Origin of the sequence: Pseudomonas maioricensis (assembly GCF_022790535.1) — a bacterium.
GTDB lineage: Bacteria > Pseudomonadota > Gammaproteobacteria > Pseudomonadales > Pseudomonadaceae > Aquipseudomonas > Aquipseudomonas maioricensis.
This window is the reverse complement of sequence record NZ_LOHG01000018.1, coordinates 1-19,646: the sequence shown is the minus strand read 5'-3', so window position 1 is coordinate 19,646 and position 19,646 is coordinate 1. Positions and strand designations below refer to the sequence as shown.

Sequence of the window (19,646 nt, the reverse complement as noted above, 5' to 3'; positions counted from 1 at the left end):
TCAGGTTCCCGTTACTGGCGATTGCGACGGGCGCTACGGCCAGCCAGCAACAATACGAGGAACAACAGGATGCCGCCCGGGATCAGCCAGAGCAGGGAAGGCGTGCGCCATGCGTCCAGACCTTTTGGCTCGTCATCATCGATCATCTGGCTGCCGTTCGGGTCTTTGCTGTCTACGGTGGTCAGCGCGCCGTTGCTACCCAGAATGCTCGTGTCGCCACGGGTCAGCAGAATCGGCTTGGCGAACTGCGGTGCGTCAGCGCCCAGCGTCTGATAAACCAGACCGTGCTGTCTGCCGGACTCGACCACTTGCAGGGAAGCGAGGTTATTCAACTGAGTCACGTCCAGCAGGACCTGATCCTTGTGGTTGATGCGCAGACGACCTTGATCATCAACTTGCACGGCCTGTTTGCTGTCTTTGATCGGCAGGGCGAAGGCGAGGAAGGATTTGTCAGGCGTGACCGCGGCTTTCGGGTCGGCGCTGACTTTCAGCTGTGCCCGCAATGGTGAAACACCGCTGGCGCTGGCCACCGAAATCACCTGCGGCAAACTGCTGGCCGGGTGATCCAGCCAGGCTTGTGGTACCAACACTTGAGTGTCCACCGCGAAACGTGCGGCCATGCCTGCGAAGTCATCGCTCGGCGTGGTTTTCTCCAGCACGATGTGGCTGGTCGGGCGTACTGCAACCGGGAACGCCTGAGGGGTTTCCAGGCAACGGTCGCTGACCGGCTGGCGCTGGAAGGAAACGCGCAGCACGTTGGTCGAACCCAGGGCATAACGCGGGATGCGCGCTTCAATGCGTTGTTTCTCGCCATTGGCTTCCAGCTGCTGCGCGCCAATCAGGTAGTCATTGAGGAACAGCGAGGCGACAGGGGCCGTGTCCGAAGCACCCGGCGCAGCAGAGACATCAATCACCGCCTTGACTGGCAAGCGCCCGTCATAGGCGACGGCGCCCAGCGGGAACGAAGCACTCCAGTCGGCCTTGGCCAACACGTCGATGGTGCCCGGCTCGCCGCCCAGTCGCGACAGCGCTACACGGCCATCGGTGTCCAGCGGGGCTTGCGCTTCGCTGATGGCCAACTGGCGAGTACGAGCCAGTTTGTTCCACGCCGAGCTGAACATCGTCAGCGCTTTGGTGGTGGCGTCGGGGGCAATCATCAGCATCGGACGGCTGCCCAGCAAGGCCAGGCGTACGTTGTCTTTGCCGGTTTTCTGGCCTGCGTTGATGTGGCGCTCACGCCACTGGTTCAGCGCATCGGCAGCCGCTGCATCGCGGCCTTGAATCTGAGTATGCAAAGCGTCCAGCGATTCGTTGATTGCCTTGAGCAGTTGCGGATCATTGATCGCCAGGTCTGCCTGCACGTTCGGCGTCTGGCCCAACACCAGCAACGCACCGATTTGTGCCGGGTCGCTCAGGGTTTGCGTGCCTTTGCCATTGAGGCTGGCAAACGCGGGAATATTCAGCAGCTCAGCGGGAACACGCAGCGCGCTCAGGTCGACACTGTCCTGCAAGGCAGGGAAGGGCAGGATGCGTGCGTATTTACCGATGCGCTCCAGCGCCACGCCTATTCGCCAGGCGGCGTCGTAACTTTCAGCAGACAAACTGCCAGGAGCAACCATGATGCCTGGCTTGCCGGGCAGGGCGTTCCACGCTGCGCCGATATCCTGCAGATCGTTGGCGTTATAGCTGTAGGTCAGGCGGGTGCTCGGGTCGATGCGCAATACGTTGCCGATAACGCGTTCGTCTTCACACAGCACGCGCGAAACAATCGACGACCAGGCAACGCCCAGCCGCACCGAACCGCTGTCGCGTGCGGCCTTGTCGACGCCCAACGTGGCATTGGCACTTCCTTGCGGTTCAGTCAGGCCTTCTGCACGCACCGGGTAGCCATCCAGCGACAACAGCATGGTGTTGCGTCCGCCTTCACCATTCAGGTAACTGGCATCGAACTGCAAGGTCGCGTCAGTCAGCGGTACCCCGGCCGGAACCGGCAGATACAGCTCGCGCCGCGAATCGGTGGAGCCGAGGATGATCGGCGTATCGATACCCAGATCACTCAGGCGAATTTCGCGCTGCTGTTGGGTATCAGTGTTCAACCGATTGATCGCCTGAGTGAGCGGGCTGTCAGCGGCCAGGGCAAAGTTAGGCACGAGCGCGAGCAGGCTCACGCCACAGGCAAGGGCGCTGAGCGCGCCCGATTGGGTGGCAACGGAAGACTTCATTCAGGCAGATCTCGGGTTGTTGGGGGCGAATGTTTAATGTTTATTGGAATGTGGATACCGGATGGTTCAGGGCGGTATGGGTAATGACCCGTGGGATGTCGATGTCGCGCGGTGGCTTGCCCACCACAAACTCATGCATGGGTCTGCCCAGCAAGACGTCGACGATCCGCGAGCTGGCCTTGCCGTCACCGTAAGGGTTGGCTGCCTGGGAAGCGCGACGCCACAGCAGGTCGTCGTCGTAGAGCGCGGACACGCCGTTGACGATCGATTCAGGTGAGGTACCGACCAACCGCACAGTGCCAGCGGCAACCGCTTCCGGCCGCTCGGTCACTTCGCGCATCACCAGCACGGGTTTACCAAGGGAAGGGGCTTCTTCCTGCACGCCGCCCGAGTCGGTCAGGATCACGTGAGCACGCTGCATCAAGCGCACGAACGCCAGGTAATCCAGCGGCTCGATCAGGTGCACATTATCCAGACCGCCCAGATGCTCGTTGACCGGGCCTTGAACATTGGGGTTCAGGTGCACGGGGTAGACGATCTGAATGTCGTTGCGGCTGGCCAGCTGGCGCAGGGCTTTACAGATATCGAGGAAGCCGTCGCCGAAGTTTTCCCGACGGTGACCGGTGACCAATAGCACCTTGCGACCAGGCTTGATAAAGGCAAACTGGCTATCAAGACGGTCGCGCAGCGCGTTGTCCTTATTGATGCGCTCTGCAGTGAGTTGCAGCGCATCAATCACGGTATTACCGGTGACGAAGGAGCGGCCTTGCAGGCGTTCGCCGAGCAAATTGGTGCGCGACTCAAACGTCGGTGCAAACAACAGGTCGGCGCCCAGATCAATACAGCGGCGGTTCATCTCTTCCGGCCACGGCGAGCGGATGTCTCCGGTACGCAGACCGGCTTCCACATGGCCGACCGGGATGCGCCGGTGGAACGCAGCCATCGCCGCAACCATGGCTGAGGTGGTATCGCCATGTACCAGAACGCGGTCTGGCTGGATCATGTCCAGCACCGGATCAATGGCGTCGTACAGCGAGGCCGTTAGCGTATTGAGGTTCTGATTCGGCTTCATCACGTCGAGGCTGAAGTCAGGCGTGAGATCGAACAGATCCATCACCTGCCTGAGCATGCTTTGATGCTGGCCCGTTACGCAGATGAGCGAGTGGACACCTGATTCAGCCGCAAGCGCTTTAACCAGTGGCGCCATCTTGATGGCTTCAGGCCGCGTGCCGAAAATCGACAGGACTTTAATCCTTGAATGACTGCGAGCGATGATGCCCTCCTCGCGCAAATTTATTGCGCCGCACAGTAGCCGACCCAAGGCCGGAGGGCGCTTGAGTTAACTAGCGAATGAGTTTTAGTGGGCCGGGGTTAAATCAGAATGGAGACATGATTATTCACTTCGTGTGATATGGCGCATTGCCTTGCTTCCCGGAACAGGGCCGATTATTAGCAGCATTCGCAATGAGTGCAAAGATTTATATACACTTTTTATGTTTAATTTCGCAGGGCGAAACTTTTGGTTTATCGATGAGTCTTTAAAAGGTTTCGGGTGAATTTGACGGAGGGCGTCTGGAAGGGCGTTACTTGTTTTAAGGTGCTGTATTTAAAGGTTTTTATATTATCTGTGTACCGCTCGTCACTGCGTGTTGAATCTTTTGTGTAGGCGGTTGTCAGCCTGGGTTCTTGATAACTTGCGAGTCGGTTGAATGACGCCTGTATATTGTCGGCAGTGCAGAGTGTCCGACAATACTGCATGAATCACAAGTGTAGTTCGATAATAGTTTTGAACCTGAAAGATTTTCTCTGGTCAGCCGCGCGGACACTACATCGGTTCCGTACTGCCTGCCACACTTCAATCACCGGAATAGCCGCGTGCCTATATAGAAGGTCGTGTTGTGTGTGCCTTACATCACATCACATCAATGAAGTGAAGAAGATCGCCCCGCGCCTCTGACATTGCTCCTCTGTTGAAAAATCATCGCCTGACAGGGGGTGATCGCGAGCAAGCTCACTCCTACAGTTAGAAAGCATTCCAATCATAGAGTTGAATTGTTACTGCCAGGAGCTGCCCCAGCGTCCCTGACACCGCGGGCCCTGTAGGAGCGAGCTTGCTCGCGATAGCGGCAGCACTGTTTAAAAATCATCGCCTGACCGGGTGCGATCGCGAGCAAGCTCACTCCTACAGTTAAAAGCATTCCAATCATAGAGTTAGTCGTTACTGCCAGGAGCTGCTCCAGCGTCCCTGACACCGCGGGCCCTGTAGGAGCGAGCTTGCTCGCGATAGCGGCAGCACTGTTTAAAAATCATCGCCTGACCGGGTGCAAGACCTTATCCGTGACCGTCAGGATCGCCTGCTCGAAGAGCAACGCCGTCGCCTTGAAGAACTCAAGGACTTGCCCGGTCGCCAGCAAACGCCAACGGCCCCGGTAGCACCCGCCGATACCCGTTGCTTCCCGATCAAAACCATCGAGCTCAAAGGCGCGGCCTCGCTGTCCACCCGCGAGCGTGATGCGCTGCTTGAACCCTTCATCGGCCAATGCCTCGGGGTGGCGCAGCTTAATGGCGTACTCAAGGCCATCACCGATCACTACATCGATAAAGGCCTGGTGACGACCCGCGCCTACCTGCCGCAACAGGACCTGTCCCAAGGCACGCTTCAAGTGCTGGTCGTCGAAGGCAAGCTGGAAAGCCTCAAGGGCGACACGGGCAGCGGCTTGTCGCCACGCGAGCTGGCCATGGCTTTTCCGGGGCGCGAAGGCCAGGAGTTGAACCTGCGCCAGATCGAGCAACTGCTCGATCAGCTCAACCGTCTCCCTTCCAATCAGGCAAAGATGGAGCTGGCCCCCGGAAGCGCCGTGGGTGGCAGCACGGTGCTGGTCAAGAACACCCCGCAAAAACCCTGGCGCGCCACACTGGCCCGCCATAACGATGGCCAGAAAAGCACCGGCGAACAGCAGTGGGGCGTGGGCCTGGACTGGGACAGCCCTTTGGGCCTGGCGGATCAATTGAACCTGCGTGGCGGCCGCGACGCGGTCAGCGACCATCAGCGCAGCTATTACAGCAGCATGCTCAATTACAACCTGCCATGGGGCTGGTGGAATTTCAGTTACACCTACAGCGACAGTGAATACCGCACCCTCGGCCAGGGCGTCGGGTTCGACTTCAAATACACCGGTGAAAGTCAGACCCACCAGTTTCGCGCCGAGCGCGTCATCCACCGTGACGCCAAAGGTAAAACCGCCCTGAGCGCTGGCCTGAGCCATCTGCGCACCCGTAACTTCATCGAAGACAGCGAACTGGCCAACGGCGGCCAGCGCATCACCGAAGCTCAGTTCGGTTTCAGTCATGGCCGTGTGGTGGGCAGCGCGTTCGCCAACCTTGAACTGGGCATGCAGCAGGGCGTTGGTGCTCTGGACGCCATGGGCGAAGGCGAGCGCGCCAGCAACGAACCCACCGCACGCTATCGCAAATACACCGCCACCCTCAGTTATCTGCAGCCGTTCCAGATCGGTGACGAGCGCTTCAGTTTCAGCAGCCTGGCCACCGGTCAGCGCAGTGAAGACATGCTCTACAACAGCCAGCGTTTCAGCGTCAGCGGCCAGTCAGCCGTGCGCGGCTACAAGGAGCAGTTTCTCTCCGGCGACAGCGGCGGTTACTGGCGCAACGATTTGCGCTGGACTCGCCCGGTCACCCTCGACTGGCTGCAGCCGGTCTTCCAGCAATACAGCCTGGGCATCGGCTACGACCAGGGCGTGATTCGCCGCGATGACAACAGCGGCGGCCAGAACGGCCGGGTGTCCAGCAACTCCCTGGAACTGTCCGCCCGTGGCAAACATGTGTCCGCCAGCGTGACGTTCGCGCACTCGCTGGAGCGGCCTGTGGCCCTCAGTGAACGTGAAGCCCCGATCTATTTCCGCCTCGAACTTATTCTCTGATCCCGCCAAGGAACCCTCTGCATGGACGTTAAGCAACTGGCCTTCCTGGCACGCCAACCCTCTGCCGCACTCAATTCGCGTGAGCGTTTCTGGGGTATGCCCAAGCGCGGCATCGCCCTGATCCTCGTCAACGCGATGTTCTGGCAGCCATTGATGGTGCAGGCGGAAGGCATCGCGGTCAGCGGCGGCGGGACCAGCCTCACAGCAGCAGGCAATGGCGTGCCGGTGATCAACATCGCCACGCCCAATGGCAACGGGCTGTCGCACAACACCTTCGACCAATACAACGTCGGTAGCCAGGGCGTCATTCTCAACAACTCCACCGCCCAGACCCAGAGCACCCAACTGGGCGGGATCATTATCGGCAACAGCAACCTGCAGGGTACTGCGGCGACCACCATTCTCAACGAGGTCACCGGCACCAATCGCACTCAGCTCAAGGGCTACACGGAAGTGGCCGGGCAAGCGGCGCGGGTCATCGTCGCCAACCCCTATGGCGTGACCTGCAACGGTTGCGGCTTCATCAACACCCCGCAGGCCACCCTGACCACCGGCAAGCCGGTACTGGATCAAGGCCGTCTGGATCACTTTCAGGTGGATGGTGGCGACATCTCCATCGAAGGTGCAGGCCTTAACGCCAGCAACATCGAACAATTCGACCTGATCACCCGCTCGGCAAAACTCAACGCCAGGCTCTACGCGAAAAAACTCAACGTCGTCACCGGCCGCAACAAGGTCGACGCGAATAGCCTTGATGCAACAGCCTTGGCCGATGACGGCAGCGTCAAGCCGTCGTTGGCGATCGACAGCAGCGCACTGGGCGGCATGTACGCAGGCTCGATCAAACTGGTGGGCACCGAGCAGGGCGTGGGCGTCAAGCACGACGGCGAGATGGCGGCCAGTTCCGGTGATGTCAGCATCGATGCCAACGGCAAGCTGACCATGACCACCACGGCGGCGAGTGGCGCGGTAACCGTCAAGGCGCAAAGCCTTGAGGCCAATGACGCCTTGTACGCAGGCACCGACCTGAGCATCACCACCGATGACGACCTGTTCAACCAGAAGAGCATCGCCGCCGGTGGCAAGGTGATGCTGGCCACCAAAGGCCAGTTGACCAACCTTGGCGCCATCGAAGCCGGCGTCAATACCGACAACACCCGCAATACCAAAGGCGATGTGCAGATCGATGCGAAAAACCTGACCAACTCAGGCCAGGTCATCGCCACCCGCGATCTGCAGGTCACCGTCGAGCAGGCCCTCGATAACCGCAATGGCAAGCTGATTGGTGGGCAAGTCACCACCACTGCGACACGCATCGACAATCGTAAAGGCCTGATTGGCGGCAGCCTCGGCACTGCCAGCGTCACCGCCAGCGAGCACCTCGACAACACAGAAGGCACGGTGCAGGCCGAAACCGCTCTGGTCGTCACCGGCGGGGAAGTGGTCAACCAGAACGGCACTCTGCTGGGCAAGACCGTCACCATCACTGGCAGCAGCCTCGATAACAGTCAGAAGGGCAGCATCATCGCCGACAGCGGTGCCTTGCAGGTGACGGTCACTCAGGCCGTCAACAACCTGGAAGGTCGCCTGCAATCCACCGTCGGCGATACCACGCTGACGGTCGGCAGCCTCGACAACCAGTTGGGCATCATCGTCGGTGAAAAAGTCGCTGTGACCGCGACCTTTGGCGGCCTTGATAACCGTGGCGGTCAGGTGCTCGGCACACGCCTCGATGTAGACGTAAAAAACCTCATCGACAACCGTGACGCGGGCCAATTGGTCGGCGGCAGCGATGGCCTCAAACTCACCGCGCAACAGGTCCAGAACCAGCAAGGCACGATTCTCGCCGGGGGCAGCCATGCACAACTTGATCTGGGGCAGGGCCGTCTGGATAACCAGGCGGGCAGCATCAGCGCCAGCAGCATCAGCCTGACCGCAGGCGACGCCGACAACAGCGCAGGCACCCTCACCAGTCTGGACGGCAACCTGCAACTGACCGTGGATCGTCTTATCAACCAGGGCGGCTTGATCGAAGCCAGCCAGAAACTGCTTCTCGACGGGCAGACGCTGGACAACAGCGCGGGCGGCCGCATGCTGGCCCATCTTGGTGACCTGAGCCGCATCGCGCTGCAAGGCGATCTGGATAACCGCAATGGCCGCATCGCCATCGGCAGCCAGGCGTTCAGCCTGCAAGCCAACACGTTGTTCAACAGCGGCGGGCAGATCGAGCACGCCGCCACCGGCCAGTTCAGTCTGCGCTCGGCAAGTCTGCAGGGCGCTCAGGGCCAGATGGTCGGCCTGGGCGCTGGCGACTGGAACGTCACCAACGTCGATGGCACCGGCCTCTGGCATGTCAACGGTGCGCTGGACCTCACCGGCCTGCAAAGCATCACCCTGCAAGCGGGCGACCGCATTGCCAGTGCGACCAGCCTGAGCCTCGAAGCCGCCAACCTGACCAACGCGGGCGAGCTGCTCAGCGATGGCAACCTGACCCTCAAGCTGACTGGCGACCTGATCAACCAGGGCCTGATCTCCACTCTACAAACCCTGAACATCCAGGCCGCCAACCTGACTCAGGACGGCGGCCGGATCGCCAGCGCCGGGGATGCCGGGCTGACCATCACGGGCACTCTCGATAACCTCGGGCGCCTGACCTCCAGCGCTAACCTCACGGCCACTGCCGACCGTATCGTCAACCGCGGCACCCTGGGCGCGCAGCAGCTCCTCAAGCTGACCGCCGTCAAAGACATTGATAACCAGCAAGACAGCCTGATCTTCGCCGGTGCCGACATGACCCTGCGTGCCGACAGCCTGTTCAATAAATACGCCGACATCTACAGCGCGGGCAACTTCAGTTTCGCAGCGGCGGACGGCACACGCGCCAGCCTGCTGAGCAACCTCTCTGCCAGCATCGAAAGTGCGGGCGATATCGACATCAAGACCAAAGAGCTGGATAACTCCAAGGCCGATTTCGAAGTGACTCAGGCGGCGGGCAGCCGCTCGATCGTCATCAATTGCACGGACTGCAGCGGCGGGACCCATTCGGGTTATTACATTGTTCAGACGGTTTATCAGGGCAAGGTCCTCAAGGACTCTCCAGCCTCGCGTCTGCTCGCCAACCGTGATCTATTGCTGGATGCCGTGACCGTCACCAACGGCCAAAGCCTGCTGGCGGCGAACCGCAATGCAACGGTTACCGCGACCAACTTCACTAACCGCGGTTTCACCCTCGACAACCGTATCGAGAACGTTAACTACCACCTCGATGGCGTCAGCAAAAGCGCCTATCGGGAGACAGAGGCCGCCACCAACGAGTGGAACGCTTACTACGCCAACGCCCCCATCGCCAACCAGGCCGCGATCCCTACTGCTGTCACGAAATACGGCATTGAAAGCACCAACAGCACACTGCTACCCGGCAACGGCGCAACCTACACCGGCACCGTCCAAGCAGGCGGTACCCTCAAACTCAACATCAGCAACACGCTGGTCAACGGCAGCCTGACTGATCAGGGCAACGCCCAGTTGATCGGCGCCACCCTCGACAGCAGCACCTTCGGCCCCGGTGGCCGCGAGGTCATTCTCGGCACGCCGGTCGGCAGCCCCGGGCCGCTGAAAGACGTCAAACGTGTCGAAACTACCGCCGCCGACGGCAGCGTGCACGTCAGCTTCGTGCCGGTGGATTTCACCGGCGCACCTTTCGTCAGCGTTGACCCGACCGCACTGTCGAGCTTCCGTCTGCCTCAGGGCGACTATGGCCTGTTCACCCAGAGCCGTAATCCCGCAGGCCAGTACCTGATTGAAAGTAATCCGTCGCTGACCGACACCGACCAGTTCATGAGTTCGGACTACCTGCTCAAGATCCTCGGTTACGACCCGACCGCCGCTGATCGCCGCCTGGGCGATGGCCGTTACGAGTCCCGCCTGATCGCCGACGCCGTGCGCGCCCAGACCGGCCAACGCTTCCTGGCTGACAGCATCAGCAGCGACTACGAACAATTTCAGTACCTGATGGACAACGCCGTCGCCAGCAAAGACGCCCTGAACCTCAACTTCGGCGTCGGCCTGACGTCGGAGCAGGTTGCAGCGCTGACCCACGACATCGTCTGGATGGAAGAACGCGTCGTCGAAGGCGAAACCGTGCTCACGCCGGTCCTCTATCTGGCCAAAGTCGATTCACGCAACCTGCGCGGCGGCAGCCTGGTGCAAGGCCGCAACATAGAAATGATCACCGGCGGCGACCTGAAAAACGTCGGCACCCTGCGCGCCAGCGAAGACATGACAGTGCTCAGCGGCGGCAGCATCTACCAGGGCGGCCTGACCCAGGCCAACAACAACCTGACCATGCTCGCCACCAACAGCATCAGAAACGAGGAAAGCGGGGTCAGACCACTATTGTTCATGTACTCTTTAGTAGTTTGATGTTTTATGAAATGCTTTGGTTGCACCAACCCTGCATGGCTAGCAAGGCTGTAAGATTGGTCAGTGTGCTTAATCGTGGTCTGACCCCGACTTTCCCGGATATTGATTTTGCTAAGGAACTAATAAAGGATCTTGATAATGCTCTTGGTCGATGAATGTTTCAAAAGGTTTGTACTGTGGTTGGTTTCTTTGCCATTTTTTCCGCTGACGCTCTGGAGGCTTCATTGCAAGAGTTAGGCGGGGTAGGTGGTGTTGTCGAGAACTCATACTACATATCTGCATACGAGTCTTTAGGTCAGGCCCTAGTGCAGAAGAATTCATTTGCGTGCGTGCTGAATTTTTTTCGTGATTTTGAGTTGGAATTGAGTGCGAGTCCTGAATATTTTTACTATTTTGTTGAGTCGATAGTTGACCATTCTCTAGCTCGTGGTGACGAGTTAGAGAAGCTAATATGTACAGCACCTGGACGTTATAAATCATTTCTGCGTAGAAGGTTTTTGCCGAGATCAAACTAGTTCGTTGGTGCAAAAGCAACCTTGCCTGAAAAAAAACGGGGTCAGACCACGGTTAATTTATAAATAATATAGATGGCATTGTGAATTGTGTGAAGTCAAAGGGGGGTAGGAGAGAAGTGGCGTCAGAATACGAATGTTTTATTCGATTTTTTATAGTTTGGTTTTTTTGAAATGATTAGATTTGTGCTTAATCGTTGTCTGACCCCAGTTTCTCCAAGAAGGGAAGTGATACAAAAGCTTTTGAGGGAAATGTTCCGCAGTCGGTTTTTGATAGCTTAGGGTTGAAGTGATGAAAGTTTATCAGGGTAATATTTCTAAAGAGTCGTTGAATCTGTTTGTTTCAGATATTGGATCCGGGGAGTTTTTTCATATGTAGGGCACTTGGTTTCATTAGAACAGGCAATTTCTGTTCTAGGTTTGCTCTCTCCTGATTTTATTGAGGTCAGTGGTCACATTTTCTGGCTGCCTAACGCTCAGCAATACGATCCGCAAAAATTTTATTTGAACGGGCTGGTTGAGATCGAATCTAGTATGTTGGAACAAAGTACATCGCGTAGAGACGTTGAACGATACAGAAATATTTTTTCAATAAATCAGTTCTTTTCAAAGTGGGAGGATGCGCCGGGCCGACCCGTATTTAAAGTGGGCCTGTCGGAAGAAGATTATCGTCTTTGTCATTTATTTGCTGAACAGATCGCTAGATATTGGAAGCGCGCGTTATCCGATGCCTTTCCAGAGAAGGTATTTCAGTTTGAAATTGCTGACGATCTTCTCGATGAATATGGCGTCTGTCTGACATTCTGGCAGTCGTAGTTTAAAGAGCGCACAGGATGTGTCCGCGCCATTAAAACCACTACCAGAGACTAAGGAAAATGGGGGCAGACCTAATAATTCGGTTTTCTGAAAAGATTAGTTTGTGCCTGATCGTGGTCTGACCCCAATTAGTCAATCGGGGTCAGACTACGATATAAAGCATTGAAGTCGCATTGCGCCGGGATCAAATTACGGTGAAATAACAAGCTCTTTAATAATTTGGCATTTATTTCTGTGATTATTTCGATGTCCTCCTGCAGCGTCGAGTGCCATGTTCGTAACAGGTGTGGATACTAAATAGGTGGCTTCAGCTTTTTTTAATAGATATCGCTAGCTCTGAATACGCCCCCATGGCGCCCTGATCACCGGTCGTGATGTATTTAATGGGGGTCTGACCCCGACTCTCCCCGTCGTTGACTATAGAAGGGGTGAAAAAACCAACTGCGAAAATCAGGTTTTCAGGAGAGTAGTCATGGCTGTTTTGAAAGTTGAAGATGAAGATTTGAATTGTTTTCTTGATAGGCTGTCAGGGGTAATGAATTTTAATAAAGACTTGCCGATGAATGTTTTTGTTGGTGGTGGATTTCTGTTTTGGTTTTTTGAGAGGCCATTGCTCTGTTTTTTTGAAATTTTTTCGGGATTGGTATGGAATAGCGTTTCCAGCTATAAGTCAGATGTATTTATAAAGTTTTCAGGAGGCGAGCGATTAGGTAACTCTTGTTTTTCCTTCGATGGAAGCGATTTAGAGAAAGATGTTCGTTGGTTAAATAAAAAGTTTGAAAGTTTTTTTGATGGAGCAGTTAGTTATCCAATAGTTCTATGCGAAAGCGCGTGCAAATGGGTTGCCTTTGAAAGCGTATATGAGGAATTTGGCGTTCTTGCTGTGAAAAAATCAGAGCTTCAAGAGGGTTTCTACGAGTATTTAAGCTCAAATTTGATCATCGATGGATGAGCTGGCTGAGCTGGCATCCGGCCGTACCGCGGAAGGTATAATCGCAAAGGCTCTGATTTCTTCCTATTCTAGCTAGTCGGTGCAAAAGGAACTCCAGCCTGGGATAACGTTGTATCTAGAGCTGACGGAGACTTTGGGAAAACGGGGTCAGACCACTATTATTCATGTACTCCTTAGTAGTTTGGTTTTTTATGAAATGCTTTGGTTACGCCAATCCTGCGTGGCTAGCTAGACTGTAAGATCGGTCAGTGTGCTTAATCGTGGTCTGACCCCAATTTTCCACCGCTGAATACACGTGGAGTAGCTATAGGGTGAATGCGCAAAATGAGTCTTCAGCATTAATTACTCCGCACGACAACTATTATTCATTGGGTGGTTCCGATCGTGCTCGGTCGGAGAATTATAGGGAGCTTTTTAATATGGATGTTGCTTCGGAGCTGATAGACCAAATTAGGGCGTCCACAAATGGCAACTATGTCTTAGGTGGATCTAAGTTCGCATCTGACATTGGACTCGCGCTAGGCAGAAGAGTAATCTATGGAGTCGCTGGCCGTCCAAGAAAACAGATATAAGGTTTTTATTTTATTAATCGTGGTCTGACCCCATTTTTCTTCTGTGGATGTGATTGCCCCCGATGGCCGTGGGCTTCGCTACGATTCAAATGGGAAATTTTTTGGTTTGTTGGAGCCCCCGAAGCCATGAATCTTTTATCTACTGTAATCACAAGCCCCCCAGATCGAGAGAATTGCGTATTCGAGATTTGGGCGGCGTCGAGTCAGTTGGCTGAGGTATCACATGAGCCCGGAAGACCAATTGAAATAGAAATTTATTCCCCCGTTGAGGGAGGTAAATGGAATTTCAATCTTGAGGACCTTATGGCTACTTTGCACCAGGCGACTAAGACTTTAGCTTCTCACGAATAAGTTGGTGCAAAAGCGCCTGTAATTTCAAAAGGTTTTTCAAATACAGATGATTTTGTACGTTTTGGCACAGGTGTTCGGGATGGTTTGGCACGCGCTGGCTATGGGGATGTTGAGCCAATTCTTAAAAAACTGGATCAGACTACGGTTAGTTTATAAATAATATAGATAGCATTGTGAGTTGTGTGAAGTCAAAGGGGGGTAGGAGAGAAGTGGGGTCAGAACACGAATGTTTTATTCGATCTTTAATAGTTTGGTTTTTTTGAAATGATTAGATTTGTGCTTAATCGGAGAAAAACGGGGTCATGAGAAAAACGGGGTCAGACCACTATTTTGTTTTGTTCGATCTTTAAGAGGAAAATGGGGTCCGACGACGATTGTCGTATTCGTTCTTTAATAGTTCGGTTTTCTGAAAAGATTGGTTTGTGCCTAATCGTGGTCTGACCCCAATTATTCGTAGATTGATTTGGTCCAAAAGCGACAGGAGCTGCCGGTGAAAGTGCAGGCGCCATGCGCCGATTGGACTATGAAGCTGCTCCCTACCACGGGAAAGTCGATAATGCAGTTAAGAGTCGGGAGAAAATGGGGTCAGACCACAATTGTTTTCATGCATCAAGGATATGTGCCTAATCGTGGTCTGGCCCCAATTATTTTCAAGCTGATGGAGATTTTGGTTATTTAAACCAGCCAGAGCCAATTAAGCCACCCCCGTTTTTTGATGTTTACACTTCTGCTAAAGGGTTCATTAATGATGGTAGGATTAGTGTGGCGTATCTGATTAAATTGGTGCCGCCTGGCACTCCTAATACCTTTAAATCTTCAGCTGCAATTGCGGGCGGTAGCAAATTTCAATTCAAATGGAATGGTCAGAACGTCGAAGTTAAGTGGCATGCGCCAGATGCCGAAAAGTATCTGGGTTCTAACTCGGGGGGAGGATGGGCGGCGCAGATAAAAATAGGCAACAAATTACTTGGTCAGGATGGTGTTGTTTATAGGAAGCCTACCAATTCAACTCATATTCCCGTGGATTTTAAGTATGAAAGATTTTGCGTACTATGCCGCACTGCCCGACTCAATGACTGTTGAGGAGCTTGAGGAAGAGTTTGTAGGCGTGCTGGGAGGATTTGACTCTAAAAGCATTTCTGGTGCTGCGGTTATAAGGCCATTATTGGAGTTAAGTGACCGGCAGTGGCATGCCTATAGCTTGTTAAATATCAGCTTGAAAACTAGAGTTGAAAAGTGTTTGGTTTCTATGTGGAATGGCCAAAATCGAGATTTGGTGAGGGATATAATTAGTGTAATGGCTTTATTGGGGCTTGATGAGGTATTTAAGTTCCTGAGCATGCGCTCTAAAGAAAATGTTTCGCCGGAGGTTCTTGAAGAGATTTTAAGTGCTCTCTCAGAGCTGGGGGGGATATTTCAGATCCGTACAGTGGCATGACTTAATTTTGGATGGAAGGGGCTAATTTTGAGGGGGCAGACAACCGAAAAGGAAAATGGGGTCAGGCCACGATTGTCGTATTCGTTCTTTAATAGTTCGGTTTTCTGAAAAGATTGGTTTGTGCTTAATCGTGGTCTGACCCCAATTATTTCCAGTTTCCCTAATTTCAGCGTAGGTGAGGGTATAAGGTTTATGAGTCGTGAAGGTATAGTTCTTACGGGCGTATATGTTGGATGGAGAGTAATTGTTGAGGACGATCGTGATGGTGATACCGGTGGGCATTATCTCTATTTGAAGAATGGCGATGCCGAAGTTTTTGACTATTGGTTTGAGAGTGAGGTAGGTCTTGAGGCTCAGTTAGTGGATTTTAAAGTGAGCTGGATAAGTTAATGATATGCCATCAATGATGTGTACGTGTGGTGATAAGTTGGGGTTAGGTGCGATACCCAATTCTATTGAGTAGCTGATTGTTTCTGATGAGCGGTTTGGAAGCCTTCGAGAGAATGATTCAGTGGAACTTTACAAGGATGAGTAGCCAAAAAGTTTGATTTTTTGGAAGTTTTACTTCACCCCATTCGAGTGCTTAATCATGGTGTAACCCCGATTTTGTCAGATTCTCTGCCCCAATTTTCTTCCATTGCGGATACAATGTTCAGAAGTCAACTTAGGTATTTAAGAAGGGTTGGATGTTGAGAACTCTGAAGATGTATTGCCATGTTGTCGGATTTACTTTGCTGATGGTCTCACTAATAGCGAGCTTTATTAGATTTGATGAAAGTTGGCATCGCTTTTTTTCAATGCTGCTCGTTCAATTGTGGTTTGGTCAGGCTGTTTATAACTATCTCCGGGGAGGGCGCGTAGGTATCGGGCCAGGCAGTTTGGGTGTAGATGCCGATCCAATAATGAGAGGGTGTCTTGCAGCTTTCTCCTTATTTGTATATTTTCTTGTATTTGCTTTGTTCTAAATTTTTTATGATCTTCTACATAAGTACGACGTTATTCGCTTAATCGCGGTCGCGCTCAATTCCCTCCGATGCTTCACGAGAGATGACTACAGGCTAGAACTCCCCCCTCTGTAGGGCGCTTCCGAAATTTCCTTATATCGCACAGCGCTTGTTGCACCGCTCTCGGGCTCGGAATAATCTCCGCCCGTCGCTCCACCAGCGACCGGTTTTGACAGGCCGCCCCAATCGAGGAGTAACAATCGCCAAGCAGCGGGCCGACATTAAGTCAGCAGGCTGTGTCATGGCGGTTCAATCCATTCGGGAGATTCCACATGATCAAATCCGCACCGGATTCGGCTACCTCTGCACCTTCGGCCCCGTCACCCATCGCCAGTCCTTTCACAGTAAAACCTGATATCAGCGTTGAAGATGCGCTGGTGCTGGCTAGCGAGTATCTGCGTTGTGCTGCCGCGACGGCTTACGAATCTGCGGATAACCATAGGCCGGAGTTTCGGCCGCTGGGGCGTGCTGTTGTGCATCAGTTGGAGGCGGTTCGTGCTTTGATTGAGGCGTCTTTGGTGGGGTTGGAGAGGCAGCGCAAGGCGATTTAGGCTGTGTCTTGGCGGGGGGATGGAGGTGGTCGAGAGCTTTTTGATGGGCTTGATGCACCGCAGTGTTTTTATCAGGTTTATCGGGTGATCGTTCTTCGCGGGCAAGCCTCGCTCCAACAGGCGAACGGTAGCGGCGAACATGGAATGCTCCCGCATAGACCGTACAGTCCTCGGAGTAGGGCCCTGCATAATTGAACTTGTTGGCGAGGCATCGGAGCGGTGAAATCAGCTCTTCCGTTTCGCCAACCAGTTGGCTCCTACAGGTCATTAGGTCGTTCCTGCGAGTCGGTGCGTGTCATCTGTCACGAAACAAGAGCACGCAGCGCCTTGCTACCAGCTCATCTTCAATTCAACCCCCAGGTAATTGCTGTCATGCCCGCCCGCGTCGCGCAGGGTCTGGCCGATGTCGTAGTGGACGGCTTCGATGGCGCCGGTCAGGTTTGGGGTGAAGGCGTAGTCGGTGCGCAACTGGCCGTAGGCACCGGTCCAGCGGTCGCCGCGGTTTGCGGTTCCGGCTACCGCGATGTTGGGCTGGGTGTAGACGGCGTCGTCGGTGGTTTGCCGCCAGAGCAGGCCAACTGCGGTTTGTACGCTGAGCTTGTCGATGGGTTTGACGGTGATCGACGGCTTGATGTGGATCAGGTTGCTGTAGCCGGTGTAGCCCGCCAGGGAGAAGTAATAGCCATTGGGGAATAGCGGGTTGAAAGTGCCCACGGTGCCGTCGCCTGCTTTGCGATCACCTGAGGCTACGTCGGTTTGCAAGCCGATGCGCGGTTTCCAGGTCACGCTTTCGAAGGTGTAGCCGAGCCGGCTTCCCGCTGCCCAGGCCTTGATGTCCTTGCCGCCCACCGAGCCGCTTTGCAGCATGCCTTCGATGTCCCAGTCATAGCCTTGCGCCGCGCCGCCCAGCCTGGCATCGAAGATGTGTCGGGTTTCGTTGCCTGCGGCGTCTAGGTAGCGCGCATCGCTGCGTTCATACAGACCGTAATACGCCGAAAGCTCATTCTTGCCGTCGATCAGACGCTCAACGCGCAGCATGTGGAACTGCACGTCGGAATTGGATTTGTCGTCGAAATGCCGGTCGTCCAGGTATTGCACCGGGCGGCTGGCGATGCCGATGAAGCGCCAGTTGCTGGTTTCCCAGTCAGCCCACAGCGCGTCGAAGGACTGCCGCACGTTGGGGCCATCCCGCGAGGAGATGAAGCGCTGCAGGTCGAAGGCGAAGTCCTGTCGGCCGACGCGGGTCTTTAAGGTCCCGGCGTCGAACGCGTTGATGTACTCGACAAACGCGAGGCGCAAATCCACGCGGTTCTGGTCCGCGCCACCGACTGAGGTCTTGTCGTAGGCGCGGGCGTCTTCAAGCTCGGTGAACACCCGCCAGTTCTCGTTGAGGTGCAGGTCGGCATGCACCTGGAAGCGTTGAATCCGGTAGGCGTCGCGTGACACGTTGTTGATGCCGAAGCCGCTGGCATCGTTCATCTCGAAGCGTTCGCGCAAGGTCGCGCCCAACGACAGGTAGGTGAACGGGTTGGCGCTGGACAGCGGGATGTACTTCAGGTTGTCCAGCGGTTCGGTGCGCAGGGCCGGGTCCTTGAGTACGGACCAGTCCTCCTGCCAGCGGTTGGTTTTGATGACTGGCCGGGTTGGTTGTTCATCGGCGAATACACTGGCGCTCAACAGCGGCCAGAGGATTGCCAGGCTCCACCCGGGCAGACGTACCCAATTGCTTCGGCTCATTGGTGACCTCGTTTTGACTGGCGCTTACTTGGCTGCAAGCAACTGGTGAATCTCAGCGACGTAGCCACCCGGGAATTCAACCATCGCCGAGCTGCGGCCCTGGCTGGTAAACGGTGCAACCAATATTTTTGCCCCGGAGCCAGTGGCTTTGCTCAGGGTTGCCGTGAGGTCAGGCACCTCGTAGCCGGTGGTTTCGTGGCCGAACGGGTAGGGCAGTTGGCCGTTGCTGGCGAGTACGGTCATGCGCCCGAAATCAGACTGGATGCTGACGCGGCGATAGGTGTTTTTCGCCTGACCGATGTCGATGGCCGAGGCGTGTTTGTCGTCGCTGAGGATCTTGCCGTGGGAGAAGCCCAGGAAGGATTTGATGAATGCGTCAGCGCGGTCGTTGGAGACATAAACGCGGTTTTCCGGGACGGTCTGGAAGGCGGCGTAGTTCGGTGTGCTGGTGTGCCAGTAAAGCTGCATGTTCACGCCACCCGGCCACTGGACGACGACATCGCGGCCGATAGGGTCGGGAAAGTCGCTGACGATCACATCAGCACCGTTTTCACGCGCTGCCTTGATGGCGAGGTCCATGTCCTTGACCAGATAGCCGTTGCGCTCCTGGCCGAAAGGACGCGGGATCGGCGTGGTGAATCCAAACAGGGACACGGTGCCGTAGGGCGTCTGCAACAGTTGCGAGGTGGTGCTGCTGGGTGTCGGCAGGACGTTGACGACTACTTGCTTGGTGCTCTGTCCGCCAAAGGTCGCGGTGAAGCTTTGCACGAAGCGGTCCACGTCATTGGGCGCGACATAGACGTGGCTGGTGTCGTATTGCGGAGCAACGGCGACGGCTGCCGTTTCGGCCGCCTGTGCGCTGCCAGCCATCTGTGCCGCGAGCAGAGTCAGGACCAGTGACGCCCTTAAAAATTGATTGCGCATAGCTATCTCCACACCTCATGAATGGCACCGTATTGGCCGCGCGGCTGAGCGCCGGAATGCGCGGCCATCGGTGTCATGGAAGTGGGCAGGGTAGGCAGGATGGGCAATCAGGAATTGCACTGCCGTGCTTTTGAGTACGCTGCAAGCGAGCACGTAGAGTACGTTTTTCATGTTGGCGGACCCTGTGGGACCTGTAGGAGCTGCCGA

Annotated in this window: 10 protein-coding genes and 1 pseudogene; 7 read left to right on the top strand and 4 right to left on the bottom strand. The window is 55.2% G+C overall.

What is annotated here, in order from left to right:
* Positions 1-11: 11 nt before the first annotated feature.
* Both AUC61_RS21895 and wecB read right to left on the bottom strand, forming a co-directional pair.
* A complete protein-coding gene (locus AUC61_RS21895; RefSeq protein WP_243248253.1) occupies positions 12-2,222 on the bottom strand; it encodes a cellulose biosynthesis cyclic di-GMP-binding regulatory protein BcsB in 2,211 nt (736 codons plus the stop codon).
* A 40-nt stretch (positions 2,223-2,262) separates the two neighbouring features.
* Complete coding sequence (wecB, locus tag AUC61_RS21890; RefSeq protein WP_243248336.1) at positions 2,263-3,495, bottom strand: non-hydrolyzing UDP-N-acetylglucosamine 2-epimerase; 1,233 nt, start codon at positions 3,493-3,495, stop codon at positions 2,263-2,265.
* A 1,051-nt stretch (positions 3,496-4,546) separates the two neighbouring features.
* Here wecB and AUC61_RS21885 point away from each other — a divergent pair.
* From AUC61_RS21885 to AUC61_RS21855, 7 genes and pseudogenes are all read left to right on the top strand, one after another.
* Positions 4,547-6,160, top strand: a pseudogene (locus tag AUC61_RS21885) (ShlB/FhaC/HecB family hemolysin secretion/activation protein); the annotation flags it as partial.
* Positions 6,161-6,181: 21 nt separating this feature from the next.
* On the top strand, positions 6,182-10,582 hold the full coding sequence (locus AUC61_RS21880) for a two-partner secretion domain-containing protein (protein WP_243248249.1): 4,401 nt from the start codon (positions 6,182-6,184) through the stop codon (positions 10,580-10,582).
* Between the two features lie 896 nt (positions 10,583-11,478).
* Positions 11,479-11,910 carry a hypothetical protein gene (locus AUC61_RS21875; RefSeq protein ID WP_243248247.1) on the top strand — a complete coding sequence of 144 codons (432 nt, stop codon included), beginning with the start codon at positions 11,479-11,481 and terminating at the stop codon, positions 11,908-11,910.
* Positions 11,911-12,382: 472 nt separating this feature from the next.
* Positions 12,383-12,862, top strand: coding sequence for a hypothetical protein (locus tag AUC61_RS21870; protein ID WP_243248246.1), 480 nt, complete (start codon positions 12,383-12,385; stop codon positions 12,860-12,862).
* A 1,956-nt stretch (positions 12,863-14,818) separates the two neighbouring features.
* On the top strand, positions 14,819-15,223 hold the full coding sequence (locus AUC61_RS21865) for a hypothetical protein (RefSeq protein ID WP_243248244.1): 405 nt from the start codon (positions 14,819-14,821) through the stop codon (positions 15,221-15,223).
* Positions 15,224-15,415: 192 nt separating this feature from the next.
* Positions 15,416-15,613 (top strand): hypothetical protein, encoded by a 198-nt coding sequence (locus AUC61_RS21860; RefSeq protein WP_243248242.1) that lies wholly within the window; start codon positions 15,416-15,418, stop codon positions 15,611-15,613.
* 886 nt (positions 15,614-16,499) lie between these two features.
* Positions 16,500-16,778 (top strand): DUF6124 family protein, encoded by a 279-nt coding sequence (locus tag AUC61_RS21855; protein WP_243248239.1) that lies wholly within the window; start codon positions 16,500-16,502, stop codon positions 16,776-16,778.
* Between the two features lie 330 nt (positions 16,779-17,108).
* Here AUC61_RS21855 and AUC61_RS21850 read toward each other — a convergent pair whose 3' ends face one another.
* Both AUC61_RS21850 and AUC61_RS21845 read right to left on the bottom strand, forming a co-directional pair.
* Positions 17,109-18,515 (bottom strand): alginate export family protein, encoded by a 1,407-nt coding sequence (locus AUC61_RS21850; protein ID WP_243248238.1) that lies wholly within the window; start codon positions 18,513-18,515, stop codon positions 17,109-17,111.
* A 24-nt stretch (positions 18,516-18,539) separates the two neighbouring features.
* Positions 18,540-19,439, bottom strand: coding sequence for a VOC family protein (locus tag AUC61_RS21845; protein WP_243248236.1), 900 nt, complete (start codon positions 19,437-19,439; stop codon positions 18,540-18,542).
* Positions 19,440-19,646: the final 207 nt, after the last annotated feature.

Bases quoted from the DNA above. Each gene is read 5' to 3' on its own strand.
- AUC61_RS21895 (WP_243248253.1), bottom strand. From the start codon at position 2,222: ATGAAGTCTTCCGTTGCCACCCAATCGGGCGCGCTCAGCGCCCTTGCC.
- AUC61_RS21880 (WP_243248249.1), top strand. From the start codon at position 6,182: ATGGACGTTAAGCAACTGGCCTTCCTGGCACGCCAACCCTCTGCCGCA.
- AUC61_RS21870 (WP_243248246.1), top strand. From the start codon at position 12,383: ATGGCTGTTTTGAAAGTTGAAGATGAAGATTTGAATTGTTTTCTTGAT.
- AUC61_RS21865 (WP_243248244.1), top strand. From the start codon at position 14,819: ATGAAAGATTTTGCGTACTATGCCGCACTGCCCGACTCAATGACTGTT.
- AUC61_RS21860 (WP_243248242.1), top strand. From the start codon at position 15,416: ATGAGTCGTGAAGGTATAGTTCTTACGGGCGTATATGTTGGATGGAGA.
- AUC61_RS21855 (WP_243248239.1), top strand. From the start codon at position 16,500: ATGATCAAATCCGCACCGGATTCGGCTACCTCTGCACCTTCGGCCCCG.
- AUC61_RS21850 (WP_243248238.1), bottom strand. From the start codon at position 18,515: ATGAGCCGAAGCAATTGGGTACGTCTGCCCGGGTGGAGCCTGGCAATC.
- AUC61_RS21845 (WP_243248236.1), bottom strand. From the start codon at position 19,439: ATGCGCAATCAATTTTTAAGGGCGTCACTGGTCCTGACTCTGCTCGCG.